Genomic DNA, 20,680 nt, shown 5'->3' with positions numbered 1-20,680 from the left:
ATGAACAGATGGATTTAGGCGTACTAAGAGATCAGATCGATGATATTGACAAACAGATCATCCGTCTTTTTGAAGAAAGAATGGATGTAGCAGAACAGGTGGCACGTTATAAGATTGGCTGTGGAAAGCCGGTGTATGATCCAGTGAGGGAACGCAGCAAGATTGAAAGAGCCAAAGATATGGCAACAAGCAGTTTCAACGCCCGGGGTGTGGAAACATTATTTAATCAGTTGATGGCCATCAGCCGTGTGCGTCAGTATGAGCTGGTGGCTGAGGCCCATCAGGACAATTTCGGCTTTGAGGAATGCAACGGTGACCATGCAGGGGCAAAGGTTGCCTTCCAGGGGGTAGAGGGCGCTTACGGTCATCAGGCGACACTTGGGTATTTTGGCAAAGATGTGGACTGCTATCATGTGAAGACATTTGAGGATGTTATGAAGGAAGTGCATGAGGGGCGTGCTGATTATGGTGTGCTGCCTGTGGAAAATTCGTCAACGGGTATTATTACAGATGTCTATGATCTGATGCATCTGTATGATAACTATATTGTAGGTGAGTATGTTGTGAAGGTTGAACATGCACTGCTGGGCCTTCCGGGAACGGAAATTGACCAGATCAAGACGGTTTATTCTCACCCGCAGGGGCTGCTTCAGTGTAGCAGTTTTCTTGATGAAAAACCGGAATGGGAACAGGTAAGTCTGCAGAATACAGCAGTCAGTGCAAAAAAAGTCCTCGTTGAGCAGGACAGAACCCAGGCGGCCATCGCATCACCGGCAGCGGCAGCTATTTATTCATTATCTGTATTAAAAGAAAAGATCAGTGATAATGACAATAATTCCACACGTTTTATCATTATTCGTCACAAGAAAGAATATGTCAAAGGTGCGGACGGTATCAGTATTTCTTTTGAACTGGCGAATGCCCATGAGACCGGAAGTCTGTATCATGCCCTTGGATTTATTATTTATAATAGTCTGAATATGACAAAAATTGAATCAAGACCAATCCAGGGGGACAAATGGCGTTATCGTTTCTTTATTGATTTTGACGGCAATATTGGTGAGGCCCCTGTTCAGGATGCATTAAGAGGAATGGCACAGGAGACCATTAATTTCAAGATACTCGGTAATTATATTCAGGTTGAATAAGGGGGATTGGCATGACGTACAAAACCTTTGCCGCTATTAATGTGGGGTCCGGAGAAGTTAGTATGAAGATCTATGAGATCTCTCCCAAAACAGGAATTCGGGAAATTGACTATGTTCGTTATTATATCGAACTTGGAAGTGATACTTATACAAAAGGTTATATTGAATACGATCTTGTCAGGGAATTGTGTGATGTCCTGGAGGGCTTTTCCACCAAAATGGAAGAGTACAGGGTTGACAGTTATCTGGCCCTCGGCAGCAGTGCACTGATTGAGGCCAGCAATTGTGAATTGATCGTGGATCAGATCCGTGTGCGTACAGGTTTGAAAGTAGAGACTATTGACAATGCGCAGCAGCGTTTTCTGCTGTTGAAATCTGTGGCCCGCGGGATGAGAAATTTTGAACAGCTGATTGATGATGGTGCAGCGATTGTCGATATGGGCTCGGGAAGTCTGCAGATTACGATTTATGATGAGGGCAGACTGATCTATACGCAGAACCTGAAGCTTGGATCGCTTCGAATCAGAGAGATTCTGGCAGACCTGGAGGGACAGACGGATAATTTTGTCAACGTCATGGAAGATTATATCGGCAATTATATCGATACATTTTCAAGACTGTTTATGCATGAGCGCAAAGTGCGCCATATTATTGCAGTTGGAGAAGAGATGGAATCCATTGTCAAGATCATCGGCAGTGACGGCAGGAAAAACCATATGGAACGGCATGCTTTTGATGCGGTATGCGGAAGTGTGCTGGCAGCAGGTGAAGAAGAGTTGTCAGCAAAGTACAGTATTCCTTATGAGCTTGCAACCGTCCTGAAACCGGCAATCATTGTTTACAAAAAGATTATTGAGATCTCAGGTGCAGAGAAGATATGGGCGGCAGGCTGTGATCTGTGTGACGGTATGATCGTGGATTATGCGGAAAGGCAGGAACAGATTGAACCGGCGCATTATTTTGCTGAAGATATTATTTCTTATGCAAGGACAGTGGCAGCCCGATATGAGAGCAACAAAGAGCATACGGAGAATGTCGAAAAAACAGCCCTGGCAATATTTGACGGCATCAAAAAGAGAGCAGGACTGGATCAGCGCGACGGCATTCTTCTGCAGATGGCCTGTATTCTTCATGACTGCGGCAAGTATGTCAATATGCTTGGTGGTACAGATTACAGCTGCGATATTGTTCGTGCGACAGAATTTGTCGGATTGTCGGAACAGGAGAAGAGTATTATTGCTGATACGATCAAATACAATGCATGGCATTATGTGCCGAAGCTGTCTGAATTGAAAGCACCGCTCAACAGAAAAAATTATATTCGCATGCTGAAGCTGGCTGCCATTCTGAGACTGGCAAATGGTATGGATAGAAGTCACAGACAGAAGATCCGAAAAGTCACAACAACTTTCAAAGAAAAGGAACTGATCATCCGTGCAGATACGATTTATGATATTACCCTTGAACAAAGTACAATAGAGAATAAGAGTCATTTCTTCGAAGAAATTTATGGATTTAAGCCTGTGTTGAGAATGAAGAGGAGGTAAGGTCATGAGCAATCAATTTGAACAGCCGGAGAATTATAGGAATCGTGAACTCAGCTGGTTGGAGTTTGATTACAGAGTGCTGAGTGAAGCCAGAGACAAAAGCCTGCCGCTTTTTGAAAGATTGAAGTTTTTAAGTATTACAGCTTCCAATCTGGATGAGTTTTTTATGATCCGTGTGGCTTCATTGAAGGACATGGTTCACGCGGGGTATACAAAACCGGACATAGCCGGCATGAAGCCCCAGGAGCAGCTGAAGCACATCAGTAAAAAGACACATGAGCTGGTAGGGGTTCAGTACAGCACATATAACCGTTCTTTTTTGCCGGCACTCAGACAGAATCATATGGTGATTATTGACCAGTTTGAGGATCTGAGTCCGAAACAGGCAGAATTTGTTGACGAATATTTTATGCGTGATGTGTATCCGGTGCTTACTCCGATGGCTGTTGATTCGTCGAGACCTTTTCCGCTGATCCGCAATAAAACACTGAATATCGGTGCACTGATCAGGGATGAACAGCAGAAAGGGGAATATGATTTTGCTACGGTCCAGGTGCCGAATGTTCTGCCAAGGATTGTTATGATCCCATCTGAAAATGATGAAGATACAACGGTTATTCTTCTTGAACAGATCATAGAGAAAAATATCCAGAAATTGTTTCTAAATTATGAAGTGATCTGTGCGCATCCATACAGAATTATGCGTAATGCGGATTTGTCTATTGATGAAGAAGACGCGGCGGATCTTCTGAAAGAAATTCAGAGGCAGCTGAAGATGCGTCAATGGGGCGAAGTTATCCGTCTGGAAGCAGAAGAAAATATGGACAGGCGGTTATTAAAAATCCTCAAAAAGGAATTAGATGTGGCAGAAGAAGCGATTTATCGTATCGGAGGGCCGCTGGATCTGACATTTTTGATGAAAGTCAGCGGTTTTGAAGGGTTTGATCACCTTAGATACAGCAAATATACACCACAGCCTGTGAAAGGGATGAATACGGAAGAGGACATATTTACCCAGATCCGCAGGAAGGATATTCTCCTGCACCATCCGTATCAGACATTTACGCCGGTTATTGAGTTCGTCCGTCAGGCAGCTAAGGATCCGGATGTTCTGGCTATCAAACAGACGCTTTACCGCGTCAGCGGCAATTCACCGATCATTGCATCGCTGGCAGCAGCAGCGGAGAATGGTAAGCAGGTAACGGTCCTTGTGGAGCTGAAAGCCCGTTTTGATGAGGAGAATAATATCCTGTGGGCAAAGATGCTGGAGAAGGCCGGATGCCATGTTATTTACGGCCTGAGGGGCCTGAAGACTCATAGTAAGATCACCCTGGTCGTCCGGAGAGATGAGGATGGTATCAGACGATATGTGCATCTCGGCACCGGCAATTATAATGACCAGACAGCGAAGCTGTATACAGACATGGGATTGCTTACTTGTTCTAAACCAATCGGAGAGGATGCGACAGCGGTCTTTAATATGCTGTCCGGCTATTCAGAGCCTCCGTATTGGAATAAACTGGTTGTTGCACCTATCTGGCTGAGAGATCGGTTCCTGAAGTTGATAGACAGGGAAACTGAACATGCAAGGCAGGGCAAACCAGCAAGGATTATTGCGAAGATGAATTCATTGTGTGATAAGAAGATTATTGCGGCTCTTTATGAGGCCTCCTGCGCAGGCGTTGAAATCCAGCTGATCATCAGGGGGATTTGCTGCCTGAAGGCCGGAATTCCGGGACTCAGTGAAAATATCCATGTGCGTTCCATTGTGGGGAATTTTCTGGAGCACAGCAGAATCTTCTATTGTTATAATGATGGCTGGGAAGATATTTACATGGGAAGTGCCGACTGGATGCCTAGAAACCTTGATAAGCGGGTAGAAATCATGTTCCCGGTGGAAGACGAGGAGTGCAAAAAGGCTGTGAAGCATATTCTCAGCGTCCAGCTGGCAGACAATGTCAAGGCACATATTCTCCAGCTGGACGGCAGCTACAGCAAAATTGACAAGCGCGGCAAAGTACTTGTTAATTCTCAGGAGTATTTCTGCAAGGAGGCTGTTGGGGAAGCAAAGGGCATGGAAGAGGAAAGTGTTCAAATTCGAAGAGTATTTGAACCGTTGCTGCATGTAGATGAATAGATCGCAGTAAGAAAAATCGGCGGGCATAAAACAGCTGGATGACGGACATAAAAAAAGAGGCCGGTAAATGGAGTGGATAACATTTGCCGGCCCTTTATAGCGTAGTTTTATTCTTCGATGGAGAGCATTCGGTCAATCATTATGCCGTATTTCTCATAGAATCTGAAGACATCTTCTGATCCGTAAACATTGCAGAGCGAAGAAGACTGAAGTTCAGAGAAATACTGACTGATGCCGCCAATCAAAGTTTCGTTCTGCATGGTGTAGAAACTTGGTCCCAGATGTGTACGTGCGTCATAGTGTTCCATATTCTTCAGGAAAAGCTTGCGCTTGTTGTTATAAACAGACATCTGGAAAAGATGTTCTGAGTTGGGGATGCATTCATCATCAATAATGAAAAAGCGTATATTTGGATTTTTCTGTACCAGATCAAGCACATGCTGGATATGCTTCTTTCGTTCCTCAACAGACATGTGATAAACGACATCTGCAAAATAAATCGTCCCATCGGTAATATAGCGTATGAGGTTGGTTTTCAGGAGGTAGAAATCAATTGCTCCTTTTTCAAAAATCTCTTCCCATGTGATGCCGAGATGTGCAACGAGCTGAGCCATGCTTTCATCAAAACCCTGATCGCGGGCAGCCTGGATCAATCTTGGATTGATCTCCGGCGGAAGAAGAAATTCAAAACCTTTTGTCACCATAATCTGAAAAGTGTTGTGTGCATAAAATTCTGTCCGGTAGCCGTTATAAAAAAGTTCTTCGGAATCGGAGGAATGGATCATCAGCCGGCTCAAAGTGAATTCTGAATTCACTTTCTGGTAAAGACTATTGACCTGCGCAGTATCTGTAATGATATGTGCGATGCTGATACGGTAGTCCTTGTCAAGAGCGCACTGCACAGCAATGCAGTTCTTGACGATAAACAGATTCATATAGTCCATGCATGTGTTCTCATAGAAATCAAAACTGATATCGTTATAATGATTCAGGAAATAGTACAACTGAGGAATATAGCTGTTGTTCTTGCAATGGCCTCCGAGATTGATTCCCATCTTGATATGAACGGGATTGGTATAATAGGCCTGACGGCCGGTCTCATAGGAAAGATCTTTAAGGAATCCGCATATATCCATTGTACAGAGTATCTGACATGGTTCGTTCAGCTGATGCAGCAGCTGAGGCAGTTCAGTCACAAAAAAGTTCTTAATATCAAGTTGCCAGAGAAGCATGCGTTGGGATGAGAGTCCGGCAAGCTGTGCGTTTTCAGATGTATTATCGTAGGAACGTTTATACGCATCCTTCAGAAGCTGAAAGATGGTCGATGAGAGCGATGATTCATCATATGGTCCGGAAGCATTGAATTCCGCAGCGAAAAGAGTAGCCTCTTCCTGGATAATAATTTCCCGTGCAAAAACGTCTGCAAGACATTTGTTGACATTAGGGGCGGCTTTGGCAGCAGGCAGTTTGCCTTTGTTGCACCATTTGCTGATATAAGATGTGTCATAACCTACGATCTCGGCAAGATTTGTTAACTTAATATTAGTAAAGCGAATCAGCTTTTTTAACAAAGTGCCATAGGCGTTCATTGTGCATACCTCCCTCTTAAGTATTCTGATATCTAGTATAACACTTAAAAATTGAATTTTCAATCAAAATTGAATAATATTGATTCATCTTTGACTGGAATGAAGAAAAAAGATGAAAGCAATGTCTGCTTGATTTCATTCCTATATGTCGAAAAATTGGTTAAAATATAGGCATCTGATAAAAATAATTGTCAGAGTTTGATGTGCGGTATATTTGAACGGAAAATCGTACAGTTGATGATTCTGATTCTACCAGATACGGATCATCACATGGACTGAATATTTTTGAAATAACATATGAGAAGTCTCCTCCTTAACCCTACCACAACATTAGAAGAAGATTTGAATAGTAAGTTTCTGATTTATTCACAAAAAAACTTCCATATTATTGCTTTATGGGCGCAATAATATGGAAGTTTTTTGGTTGTACAGTAATTATCGCCTGTACGAAAATAAATTTTTTATAAATTATCAAAAAAAAATATGAAATATCATAAAGAAAATAGACGTTGTGTTGACTTTTAAAAATCATTCGTTATAATTAAACAATAAATCTAATTTGCATCATGAATGACTGAAAGGAGGACACGTCTGTGGACAATATGAATCACTTATTATTTGATTTTTTAGATAAGCATGCGGATATGTATGAGGGAAAAGATGCGATCAATCCGGAATTGTATGATTTATATAAGGTAAAGCGTGGTTTGAGAGACAAGAATGGCAATGGTGTTGTAGCGGGGCTGACAACGATTTCGACCATTGAGGCTTTTGATATCAGTGGAGATCAGAAAGTTCCCTGCGATGGGCGCTTGTACTACAGAGGATACGATGTGAGGGAACTGGTTTCGGGAACGGTAAGAGAGAAACGTTTCGGCTTTGAGGAAGCTGCGTATCTGCTGATGTTTGGCTGTCTTCCGGACAGGAGAGAACTGAAACAGTTTTGTGATGTGCTGGGGAGTATGAGAACACTTCCAACGAATTTTGTGCGTGATGTTATTATGAAGGCACCAAGCCGTGATATCATGAATTCTCTGATGAAGAGTATTCTGACCCTGGCATCTTATGACAGTCGTGTCAACGACCTGAGTGAAGTGAATGTACTCAGACAGTGTATGATGCTTATCAGTGAAGTACCGATGATGGCTGTTTACGGTTATCATGCCTATAATCATTACGAATGCGAAGAGAGTATGTATATTCATCGGCCGTCTCCGGAGCTGTCAACTGCTGAGAATATTCTCATGATGCTCAGGCCGGATAAGAAGTATACAGAACTGGAGGCACGTGTACTGGATGTGGCTTTGATGCTGCACATGGAACATGGTGGCGGTAATAATTCCACATTCACAACGCATGTTGTTACTTCATCCGGGTCTGACACATACTCGGTTATGGCGGCAGCCCTGGCTTCCCTGAAGGGACCGAAACACGGTGGCGCCAACATCAAGGTTATGGAGATGATGGATGACTTGAGAGCCAATGTCAGCGACACGAAGAATGAGGACGAGATCAGAAAATATCTTGACCAACTGGTAGACAAACAGGCTTTTGACAAGAAAGGACTGATCTACGGCATGGGTCATGCCGTTTATTCACTGTCTGATCCGAGAGCCGTTGTATTCAAAAGTTTTGTTGAAAGCCTTGCGAAGGAAAAGGGCAGAATGGATGATTACCATCTGTATACCACAATAGAACGTCTGGCTCCGGAGGTTATTGCTGAGAAGAGAAAAATTTATAAAGGCGTCAGTGCCAATGTGGATTTTTACAGTGGATTTGTGTACAGCATGCTTGGTATTCCGGTGGAATTATACACACCAATTTTTGCAATGGCAAGGGTTGTGGGCTGGAGCGCCCATCGTATGGAAGAGCTGGTGAATGCGGATAAGATTATTCGTCCGGCTTACAAGAGTGTTGCAGAAAAACGTATTTATCAGCCAATCGATAAAAGACAGGAGCGAGAGCTGGCCGGGGGAAATTATCGTAAAATCGAAGAAAAATAATACAAAACAGGATTGTACTTGATTTAGTACAATTTCAAAAAATGCATAACAGAATCACAAAAATATAATAACAAAAATACTTTTAATAAGTAGAAACACGATACATGTATGTTAAAAAAATATCATACCCATTTTCAATGAGTATGATATTTTTTTAGTTTGCATGCGAAATTTCTATTATATATCTTTGCCATATCTTAAAAATATACCAAAAATGTTAAATAAATAACAAATAAATAAATCAAAAATAAATTACAACCAAATGTTTTGTGGGATTTAATACTTATGGACAATAAAAAATAGAATATGTTATAATTATTGCATAAAAAGTATGAGAAGAGGTTGCGTATGTTTGTGTTATTCTTTTTGTTCTGGGTGATGCTCAACGGTCGGATAACAGTTGAGATTACTCTGTTCGGGTTGGTCATTTCAGCGGCTATGTATGTATTCGTATGCAAATTCACAGAATTCAGTTTCAGAAAGGATATGTGGATTGTAAAGAAACTGCCGTGGATCATTGGATATTGTTTCATTTTGATTAATGAGATTATTAAAGCCAACCTGACAATGATTCACTATCTGCTTTCACCGCAGATTCTTCCGGAGCCGGCCCTGGTGCGTTTTCATACGGATTTAAAGACCCGTACAGCACAGGTCCTTCTGGCAAATTCGATTACCCTGACACCCGGCACGATCACTGTAGAGATGAAGGATGGCGAATACCTGATTCATTGTTATGACAAGACAATGGGAGAGGGTCTTGATTCATCTGTTTTTGTCTCTATGTTAAAGAAACTGGAGGAATGAAATGGACGCTGCATTTAAATCATTTTTTCTTGTATGTATTATTGTCCTGGCAGTCCTGACATTTTTCTGTCTGGTCAGAACCATCAAAGGACCACGTCTTGTTGACCGCATTGTCGGAACGAATATGATCGGAACGATGACAATTGCCATTATTGCACTTCTTGCAGCTTATCTGAATGAGAGCAGTATTCTGGATATTTGTCTGATCTATGCAATTATGAGTTTTGTGGCTGTCATTGTACTGACAAAGATTTATATTGGTATTTATAAAGAGAAAAAGAGTAGACAGAGCAGAATAGAGGAGGAGAGTCAGGATGAATATTAGTCTGATTCGTTTTATCATCGCGGCTGTGTTGATCATGATCGGGATATTGATCATGGTGATACAGACTTTTGGTGTATTTAAGCTGAACTATGCATTGAATCGTATGCATGCTGCAGCAATGGGAGATTCACTGGGAATCATGATGATTGTTCTGGGCATGATGGTGATATACGGTATTTCCTTTGCTTCTTTGAAGCTTTTGACCGTACTTGTTGTTTTCTGGTTTGCATCACCGGTATGCAGCCATTTACTGGCCAAGCTTGAAGTCAGCACGAATGAACAGATTGAGGATGAATGTGAGGTGCCGAAAGAATGACTGGTTTGAGAATATTATTGCTTGTGCTGCTGATCATCTGTACTATCGCAGTGAGCTTTTCAAAAAATCTGCTGGTTTCTGTTGTTATTTATATGGCATTTAGTTTGGTTATGTCGATTATATGGCTTATTCTGGAGTCTCCTGACCTGGCGATTACAGAAGCCGCTGTAGGTGCCGGCGTTACAAGTATCCTTTTCTTTGTAACTCTTAAGAAGATACGTTCTATACGAACGACGGCAGAGGAGGACATTGATGAGTAAGAAGAATCCGAATTATCGTAATAGTTTCGCCGATAAGTTTACCCGTTGGGTAAAGGGTGATTATGATCCAATTGCGGGTCAGATGGAGATGAATGCACCGGATAAGGAAGTCTTTGGTGATGAGAGAATCCGTTACGTGCATTTACATATTGTCAAATCCAACAACTACAGTGAGCGTATGTTTGAGGAAGGGCTTGCCAAGAATGTCAGAAGGTTTACAGGACTTTATAAGGTTTTTGGTGCAATTGTGGCAATCTTTATTGCCTGTCTGCTTCTTTGGACGGTAAGTTACCTGCCGAAGTTTGGTGATCCGAACGCTCCGGAGAATAACGAAGTCGCAACCCGTTATATAGAGCAGGGATTAAGTGAAACCGGCGCTGTCAACATTGTAACCGGTATGATTCTTGATTACAGAGCATTCGATACATTCGGTGAGTCCTGTGTATTGTTTGTTGCTTCATGTTGTGTATTGATTCTTTTAAGAGTGGACAAGGATGAGGATCCTGAGTCAAGAGCTATTGAAGATATGAATGACAGACATTACGAGCCGAGAAATGATACGATTCTGCAGAACGTGGCTAATTTCCTGGTACCACTGATGATTATCTTTGGTATCTATGTGGTACTTAACGGTCATATTTCACCGGGTGGTGGTTTCTCAGGCGGTGCGATCATCGGTTCAGGATTAATTCTGTATCTGACAGCCTATGGATTTGAGAAAACACAGCGTTTTATGAATGAGAAGGTTGTTAAGGCGCTGACCGTGGGCGCACTGACATTTTATTGTTTTGCAAAAAGTTATTCATTTTATACAGGTGCGAATCACCTGCACAGCATTATTACACCGGGAACGCCGGGCAATATTCTCAGTGCTGGCCTGATTGTATACCTTAACATCTGCGTCGGCATTGTTGTTGCATGCACGATGTATTCATTTTATACACTGTTCAGAAAGGGAGGAATTTGATATGGGCTCATTTGCGACCAATTATGAAGAAATCGCAGCGGTTCTTCTTTTTGTTATTGGCATGAGTAATCTTGTTTTCCAACCGAATCTGCTCAAGAAAATTATCGGACTCGATATCATGGATTCTGCTGTTTACCTTTTCCTTGCAGCCAAAGGCTATATTGAAGGACGAACAGCGCCAATCGTTGTTGATGGTATTCTGGATGCCAGTCATTATATCAACCCTGTTCCGGCAGGTCTGGTACTTACAGGAATTGTTGTATCTGTCAGTGTCAGTGCGTTGATGATGGCGTTGACTGTCTGTCTTTACAGAGAATACCATACCCTTAACATCGATGAGATTATGATGAAGCTCAGAAAGGAGGAAGACTAAATGGCCTTTGTCCAGAATTTTCCGTTTTTCTGCATTATTTTGTCGATGTTTTCAGCTATCATTTCATTTGTAATGAATGGCAGGGTCGCAAAGTATATTCATGTGGCGATGGTCACTGCAGTATTGATCCTTTCACTGGCAACGCTTTCCTTTGTGGTTGGAACCGGTGAAAGCTACACCTTTATGATGGGGCATTTTCCAGCACCATGGGGCAATGAGATCCGTATTGGTGAACTGGAAGCACTGATGGCAGTATTTTTCAGCCTGATTATGATGCTGTCCGTTTTCGGCGGCATGGCCCATATTGACAGAGAAGTACAGGATTCCAAGAAGAACCTTTTCTACATTCTTCTGGATCTTTTGATGGCTTCACTTCTTGCGTTGATCTATACTAATGACCTTTTCACGGCATATGTTTTTATTGAGATTAATACAATTGCTGCCTGCGGTCTGATTATGATCAAGAAGCAGGGAAGAACCTATGTGTCTGCCCTCAGATATATGATTATGAGTCTTGTGGGTTCGGGCCTTTTCCTGATCGGTCTGACACTTCTTTACAGTATTACCGGACATCTGCTTATGTCTCCGGCTAAGGAAGTACTGGAACAGATTGTTGCCGTACACAGCTATCAAGTGCCGCTGATGGTTATTATTATTCTTGTAACGGTTGGTCTTGGTATTAAGAGTGGTCTTTATCCGTTTCATACATGGATTCCGGATGCCTATGGCTATACAACACCGTCTGCCAGTGCGGTTTTATCTTCACTGGTATCTAAAGGATATATTTTCCTTCTAATCAAGATTTTCTACAGAGTACTTGATTTTGATTCGGTCATCAGCAGCCATATGGTCAACATTCTGTTTGCTTTTGGTGTGGTCGGAATGATTATGGGTTCTGTGGCAGCAATCAAGGAGCAAAATATCCGAAGAATGACGGCGTATTCCTCAGTAGCTCAGATTGGCTATATTTATATGGGTATTGGTCTTGGAACGACAGCCGGTGTTGTGGCTGCACTGTTTCATATCATTTCCCATGGCGCCATGAAGTCTCTGCTGTTTATCAGTATTTCAGGATTGACGGAAGTGTCGGATGGACGCTCAGATTATCTTTCATTGAGAGGCGCGGGACTGCGCAATAAGGTTGCAGGTGCAGCTTTTACAGTGGGTTCATTTTCTATGATCGGTATGCCGCTGCTGACAGGTTTCGTATCCAAATATTTATTTGCCGCTGCTGCAACAACAGCCGGTAGTAAAATGATCACAGCATGGGTTGTGCTGGCAATCAGTACCGTGCTGAACACCATGTATTTTATGCGTACGGTATTGACGCTTTACAGACCTGTACCGGAGGAAACACATAAAGTATATACGGTTGAGAAGTCCAGGATTGAGACAGCAGCGATTATTGGAATGATTCTTTTGAATATCGGGCTGGGTGTTGCATCACAGCCTGTGATTAAGGTAATAGAAGCCGGCCTTGCAATGTTTGGCTGATAAGGAGGAAAAAATGGATATTAATAATTATTTTTTACTTTTTCCGGTGCTTCTGCCGATCATTGCAGGCGTACTGCTGATGTTTATCAAGTTCGGGAAACGGGAGCATATGCAGTTGTATATACTTCTGATACTTGTTATTGACCTGGCAAGCATTGGATGGATCGCACTGCAGCCAGAAGATACATTGACCTTAAGTCAGTTCTTCATTGCGGAAGGACTGCATGTATTTTTCCATGTGGATATGCTTTCAAAGATTTTTTCAGTGCTTATCGCATTTGTATGGCTGATGGTAGGCATTGCGTCTTTTGAGTATATGGCGCATGAGAAGAATGAACAGCGTTTTTATTGTTTTTACCTGGTTGTAGGCGGTGTCCTGTCGGCGCTTGCTTTTTCGGGCAATCTGCTGACAATGTATGTTTTTTATGAAATGATGACTTTGACATCTATGCCGCTTGTTATGCACAACCTGAGCCATGAAGCAATTATGGCAGGGTTGAAATATCTCTTTTATTCAGTAGCAGGTGCTTTTATGGTGCTTTTTGGATTTTTCCTGTTCAATGCAGAGGGAAGAGTACTGTATTTTGCACCGGGCGGTATTATTAATGAACCGAATCCGTCTGGTATCATGCTGTTTGCTGTTTTTCTGATGATTATTGGATTCGGCACAAAAGCAGGTATGTTACCGATGCATGGATGGCTGCCGACAGCCCATCCGGTGGCTCCGGCTCCGGCCAGTGCCGTATTATCCGGTGTCATTACGAAAGCAGGTGTTCTTGGTATCATCCGATCGGTTTATTATGTGGCAGGGCCGGATATGATTAAAGGTACATGGGTGCAGTATACCTGGATTATTTTGTCTATCCTGACTATCTTTATGGGGTCCATGATGGCTTATAAGGAGAAGGTGCTGAAAAAACGTCTGGCTTACTCAACAGTCAGTCAGGTATCTTATATTCTGTTTGGCTTGTCGGTGATGCAGCCGATCGCTTTTGTGGGTGCGTTGATGCATGTGATTTTCCATTCGCTGGTCAAAAATACGCTTTTTGTATCCGCAGGTGCGATTATCTGTAAGACAGGAAAGACAAAGGTGCGTCAGCTTGTAGGAATCGGCAAGGAGATGCCGGTGACCATGTGGTGCTTTACACTTGTGTCTCTGACATTGATCGGTATTCCGCCGACAAGTGCATTTGTCAGTAAGTGGTATCTGATTTCCGGTGCATTGGATTCGGGTATTCCGGGATTTTCATGGGTTGGTCCGGTTGTCCTGCTGATCAGTGCATTATTGACAGCCGGTTATCTGCTGACGATTTCTATCAAAGCATTTTTCCCGGGAGAAGATTATGATTATACGAAACTTGTAAACCATGAACCGACATGGCGGATGCTGCTGCCGATGGTTGTGATGACAGCGTTGGCAGTTATTCTTGGCATCTGGCCGGCGGGTCTGATGAAAATATTTGCAGATATTGCTGCATCAGTACTTTAAGGGAGGAGAAGAAGTATGCCATCTTATTTTATACTAGTACCGATTCTGCTGCCTGTGATCGTGGGTATTCTGCTGCTGATCTTTCCAATTGAGGATGCAAAGAAACGAAATATTTGTATTGAAATTGTGGTTGTTCTCAATACCATCCTTGTTCTGTGGCTTCTGACACACCGTCCGACAGAAAGCTTTTATATGTTCTCGCTGGGGGCACGTCTGCCGCTGACATTGAATATTGATGGTTTGTCCATGTTCTTCGGTGGTCTGGTGGCCTGTCTGTGGCCCTTGGCTTCATTATATGCCTTTGAATATATGAAGCATGAGGAACGTGTCAATACATTTATGGCTTTTTATACGATTACATATGGTGTGACACTTGGCGTTGCTTTTGCAGGCAATATCATTACCATGTATCTCTTTTATGAATGCCTGACAATGGTGACATTGCCGTTGGTGATCCACACGATGACCCGAGAGGCCAGAAAGGCAACAAGACAATATCTGTATTACATGATTGGCGGTACGGCTTTTGCTTTTATAGCTATTGTGTTCTATTCATTATTCTGCAATGATATTGCTTTTGTTCTTGGCGGCAATCTGAATCTTGCGGCCATCAGCAATCATATGGATATTGCGCTGTTGGTCTATGTCTTTGGCTTTTTCGGATTTGGTGTCAAAGCAGCGATTTTTCCGTTCCATGGATGGCTGCCTGCAGCCTCTGTGGCACCAACACCTGTAACAGCGCTGCTGCATGCAGTTGCGGTTGTTAAGTCCGGTGCCTTTGCCATTATGCGTCTGACTTATTATTGCTTTGGTACAGAGGCACTTCATGGCACCTGGGCCCAGGTTGTTGTTTTGATCGCAGCGCTGATCACGATCACTTATGGTTCTACATTGGGTGTCAGAGAAACACATTTCAAACGAAGATTGGCTTATTCGACAATCAGTAACCTTTCCTATATTCTTCTGGCAGTAGCGGCTATGTCACCATTAGGCCTGATCGCCGGTCTCAGTCATATGGCTGTTCATGCCATTATGAAGATCAGTGCTTTCTTCTGTGCCGGTGCAGTTATGCATCAGACTGAGAAGAATTATATCTATGAGCTGGATGGTCTGGGCTTTGAGATGCCGGTGACGTTTATAGCGTTGTTTATCTCTGGTCTGTCGCTGATGGGCATGCCGCTTTTTGCGGGGTTTGTAAGTAAATGGAACATCGTTCATGCATTGCTTGAGCATGAATCGATGATGGGTTATATCAGTGTACTTGTTTTGCTTTATTCGGGTCTGATGACGGGTATTTATATGCTGACGATTATCGTTCGTGCATGGTTCCCACATGTCGGTTATCATAAGGATCTGGTAGAAGAGTTCAGGGATCCGAACTGGCTGATGAAGGGACCGCTGGTTATCTTTTCCGTTTTAACAGTCGTGATTGGCTTTTATGCACAGCCGCTGCTTGATTTTATTCAGAAAATTGCTGTTGGCATTTATTAACAGGAGGGACATAGAATGATTGGTAATCCGATTTTATTGTTATTGGTTGTTGGTCCCATGGCAGCAGCAGTCATTGGATATCTGATTGGACGGGTGAATAAGTCTGCCAGAGATTATTTCGCAGATGCAGTAACAATCCTCACTTTTCTGGCAATGGCCTTTTTCTTTCTGACATATAAAGAAGGCCAGGAAGTATCCCTTGTGGTCCCTGAGGTGTGCGGGATGGGGCTTTCGTTCAAACTGGATGGCTTCAGGATTATTTTTGCCTCTGTGACGGCATTTATGTGGATGATGACCACAATTTTTTCAAAAGAATATCTTGCGCATGCAAGAAACAGAAACAGATACTATTTCTTCCTGCTGGTAACATTCGGTGCGACCATGGGTGTTTTCCTGTCGGATGATCTGTTTACAACCTTTGTTTTCTTTGAGATTATGTCCCTTGCTTCATATGTCTGTGTCATTCACGATGAGAAGAAAGAGACAATGTATGCAGGTGCTGTGTATCTTGCCGTTGCTGTCATTGGCGGTATGGTAACACTGATGGGTCTGCTGATGCTGTATCATGCGGCGGGAACACTGCAGTTAGATGCGCTGCTTTCGGTCTGCGAAGAGATTTTCCCGGAAAATGCCAGATGGCTCTATATTGCAGGCGGCTGTATCCTCTTTGGATTTGGCGCCAAAGCGGGTATGTATCCGCTTCATATATGGCTGCCGATGGCTCATCCTGTAGCACCGGCTCCGGCCAGTGCGCTGTTATCGGGTATTATCACAAAGACAGGTATTTTCGGTGTGATTGTTATTTCCTCACGTATCTTTTTGCACAACGGATACTGGGGAATGGTCATTCTGCTGTTTGGCGTGATCACGATGATGCTGGGCGGTATTCTTGCAGTCTTTTCACTGGATCTTAAGCGGACCTTGGCCTGCTCATCCATGTCACAGCTTGGTTTTATTTTTGTAGGTATCGGTATGCAGGGACTTCTGGGTGAAGAGAATGCACTGGCAGTCCGTGGTACAATGCTGCATATGTTTAACCATTCAAATTTAAAGCTTGTGCTGTTTATGGCAGCCGGCGTGGTTGTTATGAATCTGCACAAATTGAATCTTAACGATATCAGGGGATTTGGACGTAAGAAACCATTGCTGCTCTATACATTCCTGATGGGTTCTCTTGGTATTGGCGGTATTCCGCTTTTCAATGGTTATGTCAGCAAGACATTGATCCATGAGAGCATTGTGGAGTATATCGAGCTTCTGAAGGAAGGACATGGCGCAGCTACATTTGCCTTTGCATCCGGTGCAGGCGCAGCGGCATTGTTTAAAGTGATCGAATGGCTCTTTATTATTACGGGTGCCATGACGGTTGCTTACATGACAAAGCTGTTTATTGTTCTTTTTGTAGAGAAGAACAGTGATCCGGAAATTCAGAAGAAGTATGAAGCAAAGACGAATTACTGCAATAAAGTGACAGCTGCTGTTCTTGCAATCACAGCAACCATTCTGCCAATTCTCGGTGTGCTGCCGACAATGACACTTGATAAGCTGGCTGATATGGGTCAGGGATTTATGTTTGGTGTTTCACCGCATCATGCCGTTCATTATTTCTCACTGGTGAATTTGAAGGGTGGTCTTTATTCTATTGTTATTGGTGCACTGATTTATGTTGTGATCATCCGAGGATGGATGATGGTGAAGATGAAGACCGGTACAGTTGTTTATGTGAATCGTTGGCCGGAACGTCTGGATTTGCTGGAACTGGTATATTATCCGATCGTGATGATTATTTTGCCGAATGTGGCAGCATTCATCTGCAGATGTATGGACTTCATGATGGATGGTCTCATCCTGCTGGCAAGAAAGACGACGCACCGTCAGCTTCATGGAGGCAAGAATCCGCCGAAAGGATACAGAGTGTCTTTCTGGCTGGGCGGCATATTCAATACAGTGACTTTGTGGCTGAATAAGACAATTTATAAGAAACATCCGTTAAAGAGAGATTATGTGCTTCGGTTTGCGGAAAAAGAAAGAGTTTTCAAAGATGCCAACAAGATTATTGTTGCAAGTGTATCCTTCAGTTTGCTCATGTTCGGTATTGGCATCATCATTACAGTTTTATATTTGTTCATGGTAAGATAAGGATGCCGGAACACAGAAATACAGTCTTTCGAGGCTGTATTTTTGTATAAAAATATAGGCACATATTACTATGTGCTTAATGTGAACAAAAACAAAACATGTGTTTGAAGTCCTAAATACTTCTTTCTTTTTGCTGTCAAATGCGGTATAATGAAAAGCAGTAAAAAACGGAGGAAAGCGGATATGCCAGAGAAGGATAATACCGGAATGGGAGAACGGATCCAGTCAATGGTTGAGGATGCGGTGGCTTCCATGGATTTTGAGCAACTGAACAGGAACATCACAGGCTCCATACAGTCGGTCTTTGAAGAATTGAATATACAGATGCCACAGGGAACAGGACAAAAAGGCAGCAGGGCTTCGAATGTGAGGTATCATTATGGCACAGAGAAGATGGGAAAACGGGCAGTGACCAGATATGTTAAGAATCCGCCGGGAACGGTGACAGGACCTGTCTGTACCGCTCTGGGAGGTGTATTTACAGGAATATTTGGGCTTGCCTCCATTGTGATGTTTGCTGTTCAGAGTGCTGTTCCAAGTGCAGGACTTGCTATGGCAGGGCATATTACTTTGTCCGTTACTATTCCTCTGACGATTGTGTCGGCGGTTGTGATGGCGAAGGGTATCTCTCTTGTTGGAAGGGTTCGACGGTTCCGAAGATATACGAAGCTGATCGGTGAGAGAACCTATTGTCAGGTGAAGGAACTGGCGTCGGCCGTTGGGAAGAATGAGAAGTTTGTTGTCAGGGATATTCAGAAGCTGATTGAGAATCGGGCTTTTACGAATGGACATCTGGATGCGCAGAACACCTGTCTGATGCTGGATGATGTCACTTACAGGCAGTATCTTGAGACTCAGGAGGCTTACAGGCAGAGGTCGCTGGAAGAGCAGGAGAGAAAGCAGGCGGACAGAAGTATTTTTGCATCGGATGGTATAGAGAATCCTGAACTTGTCCGGGCCATGGAGGAGGGCAGCCGTTATATCGAAGCAATCCGCAGAGCCAACGATGCCATACCGGGAGAGGAGATATCTGAGAAGCTATACAGACTGGAGGCACTGATTAAGAAGATTTTTGAAGTGCTGAAACAGAAGCCGGAACAATTGCCGAAGCTTCGCAAGTTTATGCAGTATTATATGCCGACAACGCTGAAGCTTGTGCAGACCTATCAGGAACTGGATGCACAGCCCACAGAGGGGGAGAATATCCGTCAGTCGAAGGCAGAAATAGAGAAGACACTGGACACTATTAATCTGGCCTATGAGAAATTGCTGGACAGCTTTTTCGAGGATGCAGCCATGGACATCCGATCGGACATTACCGTTCTTGAGACGATGCTGGCACAGGAAGGATTGACCAAGAATCACTTTGAGAATCAAGCAGGGGGAGAATAGCCATGAGTGAGATTAAATTGGAAGAGACACCGACATTGACATTTGAGCCTTTTAAGGAGGAACCGCAGCTGCCGGTTGAGGAGGCGCAGAAGCAGATGGCGGAAGCAGCGCCGGCTTTGGATGATAGTATGCTGAGTGATGAAGAGAAGCAGATGGTGAAGGATTTTGCAGCGCAGATCGATATTGCCAATTCAGCCCAGGTGCTGCAGTATGGTGCCGGTGCACAGCAGAAAGTAGCCAGTTTTTCAGAAAAGGCACTGGAGAATGTGAGGACGAAAGACCTTGGTGAAGTGGGTGATATGATCACAGGCGTTGTCACTGAATTGAAGAATTTTGATGCGGGTGAAGAAGAGAAAGGCCTTTTCGGATTCTTCAAGAAGAATGTGGACAAACTGACAACGATGAAGACAAAATACCAGAAGGCTGAGACAAATGTGAATCATATTGTGGAGGCCCTTGAGCAGCATCAGGTGACATTGATGAAAGATGTTGCAACGTTGGATCAGCTGTATGAGCTGAATAAGACATATTACAAGGAACTGACAATGTACATCCTTGCCGGCAAGCAGAAGCTGAATCAGGTCGAGAATGTGGATATTCCTGCACTGGCGGCGAAGGCACAGGCTTCAGGACTTCCTGAGGATGCACAGGCAGTCAGTGATCTGACGGCGTTAGCGAACCGCTTTGAGAAGAAGCTGCATGATCTCGAATTGACGAGAACAATTGCCATGCAGATGGCACCTCAGATCCGGCTTGTACAGAACAATGACACAATGATGTCTGATAAGATACAGTCGACCATTGTCAATACGATTCCGTTGTGGAAGAGTCAGATGGTGATTGCACTGGGGGTTGCACATTCTGAGCAGGCGGCTAAGGTTCAGCGGGAAGTGTCTGATTTCACTAATGAGATGCTGAAGAAGAACGCGGAGCGATTGAAGACAGTATCTGTCAATGTTGCAAAGGAATCCGAAAGAGGTATTGTTGACATAGAAACGTTACAGACGACAAATGAACAGCTGATCAGTACATTGGATGAAGTGCTTCAGATTCAGAAAGACGGCAGAGCAAAACGCCAGGCAGCTGAGGTTGAACTTCAGAAGATTGAGGGCGATTTAAAGGCGAAGTTGCTTTCCATGAGAAGTTCCGTGCAGGGATAGCAGATAGTGCGTTTCAGGCTTTCAGGTGATCGGCACAGTGTAT

17 protein-coding genes are annotated in these 20,680 nt (G+C 43.4%); 16 read left to right on the top strand and 1 reads right to left on the bottom strand.

The window, feature by feature from the left end; translation table 11 throughout:
* Positions 1–8: 8 nt before the first annotated feature.
* Genes NBH03_RS03955 through NBH03_RS03945 form a run of 3 tightly spaced genes read left to right on the top strand, consistent with a single transcriptional unit; the run spans position 9 to position 4,832 of the window.
* A complete protein-coding gene (locus NBH03_RS03955; protein ID WP_215689361.1) occupies positions 9–1,148 on the top strand; it encodes a bifunctional chorismate mutase/prephenate dehydratase in 1,140 nt (379 codons plus the stop codon).
* Between the two features lie 11 nt (positions 1,149–1,159).
* Positions 1,160–2,695, top strand: a complete 1,536-nt coding sequence (locus NBH03_RS03950) for a Ppx/GppA phosphatase family protein (RefSeq protein WP_250797330.1) — start codon at positions 1,160–1,162, stop codon at positions 2,693–2,695.
* Between the two features lie 4 nt (positions 2,696–2,699).
* A complete protein-coding gene (locus NBH03_RS03945) occupies positions 2,700–4,832 on the top strand; it encodes an RNA degradosome polyphosphate kinase (RefSeq protein WP_215689363.1) in 2,133 nt (710 codons plus the stop codon).
* A 107-nt stretch (positions 4,833–4,939) separates the two neighbouring features.
* On the opposite strand, the gene NBH03_RS03940 is transcribed toward NBH03_RS03945, so the two are convergent.
* Positions 4,940–6,421, bottom strand: coding sequence for a hypothetical protein (locus NBH03_RS03940; protein WP_215689364.1), 1,482 nt, complete (start codon positions 6,419–6,421; stop codon positions 4,940–4,942).
* A gap of 602 nt (positions 6,422–7,023) precedes the next feature.
* On the opposite strand from NBH03_RS03940, the gene NBH03_RS03935 reads away from it, so the two are divergent.
* The 13 genes from NBH03_RS03935 (at position 7,024) to NBH03_RS03875 (ending at position 20,637) form a co-directional block, all read left to right on the top strand.
* Positions 7,024–8,424: a citrate/2-methylcitrate synthase gene (locus tag NBH03_RS03935; protein WP_284703425.1), complete on the top strand. Its 1,401-nt coding sequence runs from the start codon at positions 7,024–7,026 to the stop codon at positions 8,422–8,424.
* Positions 8,425–8,772: 348 nt separating this feature from the next.
* Positions 8,773–9,231: a Na+/H+ antiporter subunit E gene (locus NBH03_RS03930; RefSeq protein ID WP_250797328.1), complete on the top strand. Its 459-nt coding sequence runs from the start codon at positions 8,773–8,775 to the stop codon at positions 9,229–9,231.
* Between the two features lies 1 nt (position 9,232).
* Positions 9,233–9,556, top strand: coding sequence for an MrpF/PhaF family protein (locus tag NBH03_RS03925; protein WP_250797326.1), 324 nt, complete (start codon positions 9,233–9,235; stop codon positions 9,554–9,556).
* The gene (locus tag NBH03_RS03920; protein ID WP_015513986.1) at positions 9,546–9,872 is read left to right on the top strand and encodes a cation:proton antiporter; all 327 of its coding nucleotides are present in this window, start codon (positions 9,546–9,548) and stop codon (positions 9,870–9,872) included. Before NBH03_RS03925 ends, NBH03_RS03920 begins: the two co-directional genes overlap by 11 nt.
* A complete protein-coding gene (locus NBH03_RS03915; protein WP_015513987.1) occupies positions 9,869–10,132 on the top strand; it encodes a hydrogenase subunit MbhD domain-containing protein in 264 nt (87 codons plus the stop codon). The genes NBH03_RS03920 and NBH03_RS03915 overlap by 4 nt, the downstream gene beginning before the upstream one ends.
* Positions 10,125–11,099 (top strand): hydrogen gas-evolving membrane-bound hydrogenase subunit E, encoded by a 975-nt coding sequence (gene mbhE, locus NBH03_RS03910; protein ID WP_250797322.1) that lies wholly within the window; start codon positions 10,125–10,127, stop codon positions 11,097–11,099. Before NBH03_RS03915 ends, mbhE begins: the two co-directional genes overlap by 8 nt.
* A gap of 1 nt (position 11,100) precedes the next feature.
* Positions 11,101–11,472: a sodium:proton antiporter gene (locus NBH03_RS03905; RefSeq protein WP_015513989.1), complete on the top strand. Its 372-nt coding sequence runs from the start codon at positions 11,101–11,103 to the stop codon at positions 11,470–11,472.
* Entirely contained in the window at positions 11,473–12,966 is a 1,494-nt protein-coding gene (locus NBH03_RS03900) for a complex I subunit 5 family protein (RefSeq protein ID WP_250797317.1), read from the top strand.
* A 13-nt stretch (positions 12,967–12,979) separates the two neighbouring features.
* The gene (locus NBH03_RS03895) at positions 12,980–14,455 is read left to right on the top strand and encodes a complex I subunit 5 family protein (protein WP_215689369.1); all 1,476 of its coding nucleotides are present in this window, start codon (positions 12,980–12,982) and stop codon (positions 14,453–14,455) included.
* Between the two features lie 15 nt (positions 14,456–14,470).
* The gene (locus tag NBH03_RS03890) at positions 14,471–15,946 is read left to right on the top strand and encodes a complex I subunit 5 family protein (RefSeq protein ID WP_227081412.1); all 1,476 of its coding nucleotides are present in this window, start codon (positions 14,471–14,473) and stop codon (positions 15,944–15,946) included.
* Positions 15,947–15,961: 15 nt separating this feature from the next.
* Complete coding sequence (locus NBH03_RS03885) at positions 15,962–18,085, top strand: complex I subunit 5 family protein (RefSeq protein WP_117527981.1); 2,124 nt, start codon at positions 15,962–15,964, stop codon at positions 18,083–18,085.
* A gap of 183 nt (positions 18,086–18,268) precedes the next feature.
* A complete protein-coding gene (locus tag NBH03_RS03880; RefSeq protein WP_250797315.1) occupies positions 18,269–19,477 on the top strand; it encodes a 5-bromo-4-chloroindolyl phosphate hydrolysis family protein in 1,209 nt (402 codons plus the stop codon).
* A 2-nt stretch (positions 19,478–19,479) separates the two neighbouring features.
* Complete coding sequence (locus NBH03_RS03875; RefSeq protein WP_215689372.1) at positions 19,480–20,637, top strand: toxic anion resistance protein; 1,158 nt, start codon at positions 19,480–19,482, stop codon at positions 20,635–20,637.
* The last annotated feature ends 43 nt before the right edge of the window (positions 20,638–20,680 follow it).

The organism is Coprococcus intestinalis (assembly GCF_023656595.1).
In the GTDB taxonomy this organism is placed as follows: domain Bacteria; phylum Bacillota; class Clostridia; order Lachnospirales; family Lachnospiraceae; genus Coprococcus_A; species Coprococcus_A intestinihominis.
Note: the sequence above shows the minus strand (reverse complement) of the source record. Positions and strands in the feature narration are given on the sequence as shown.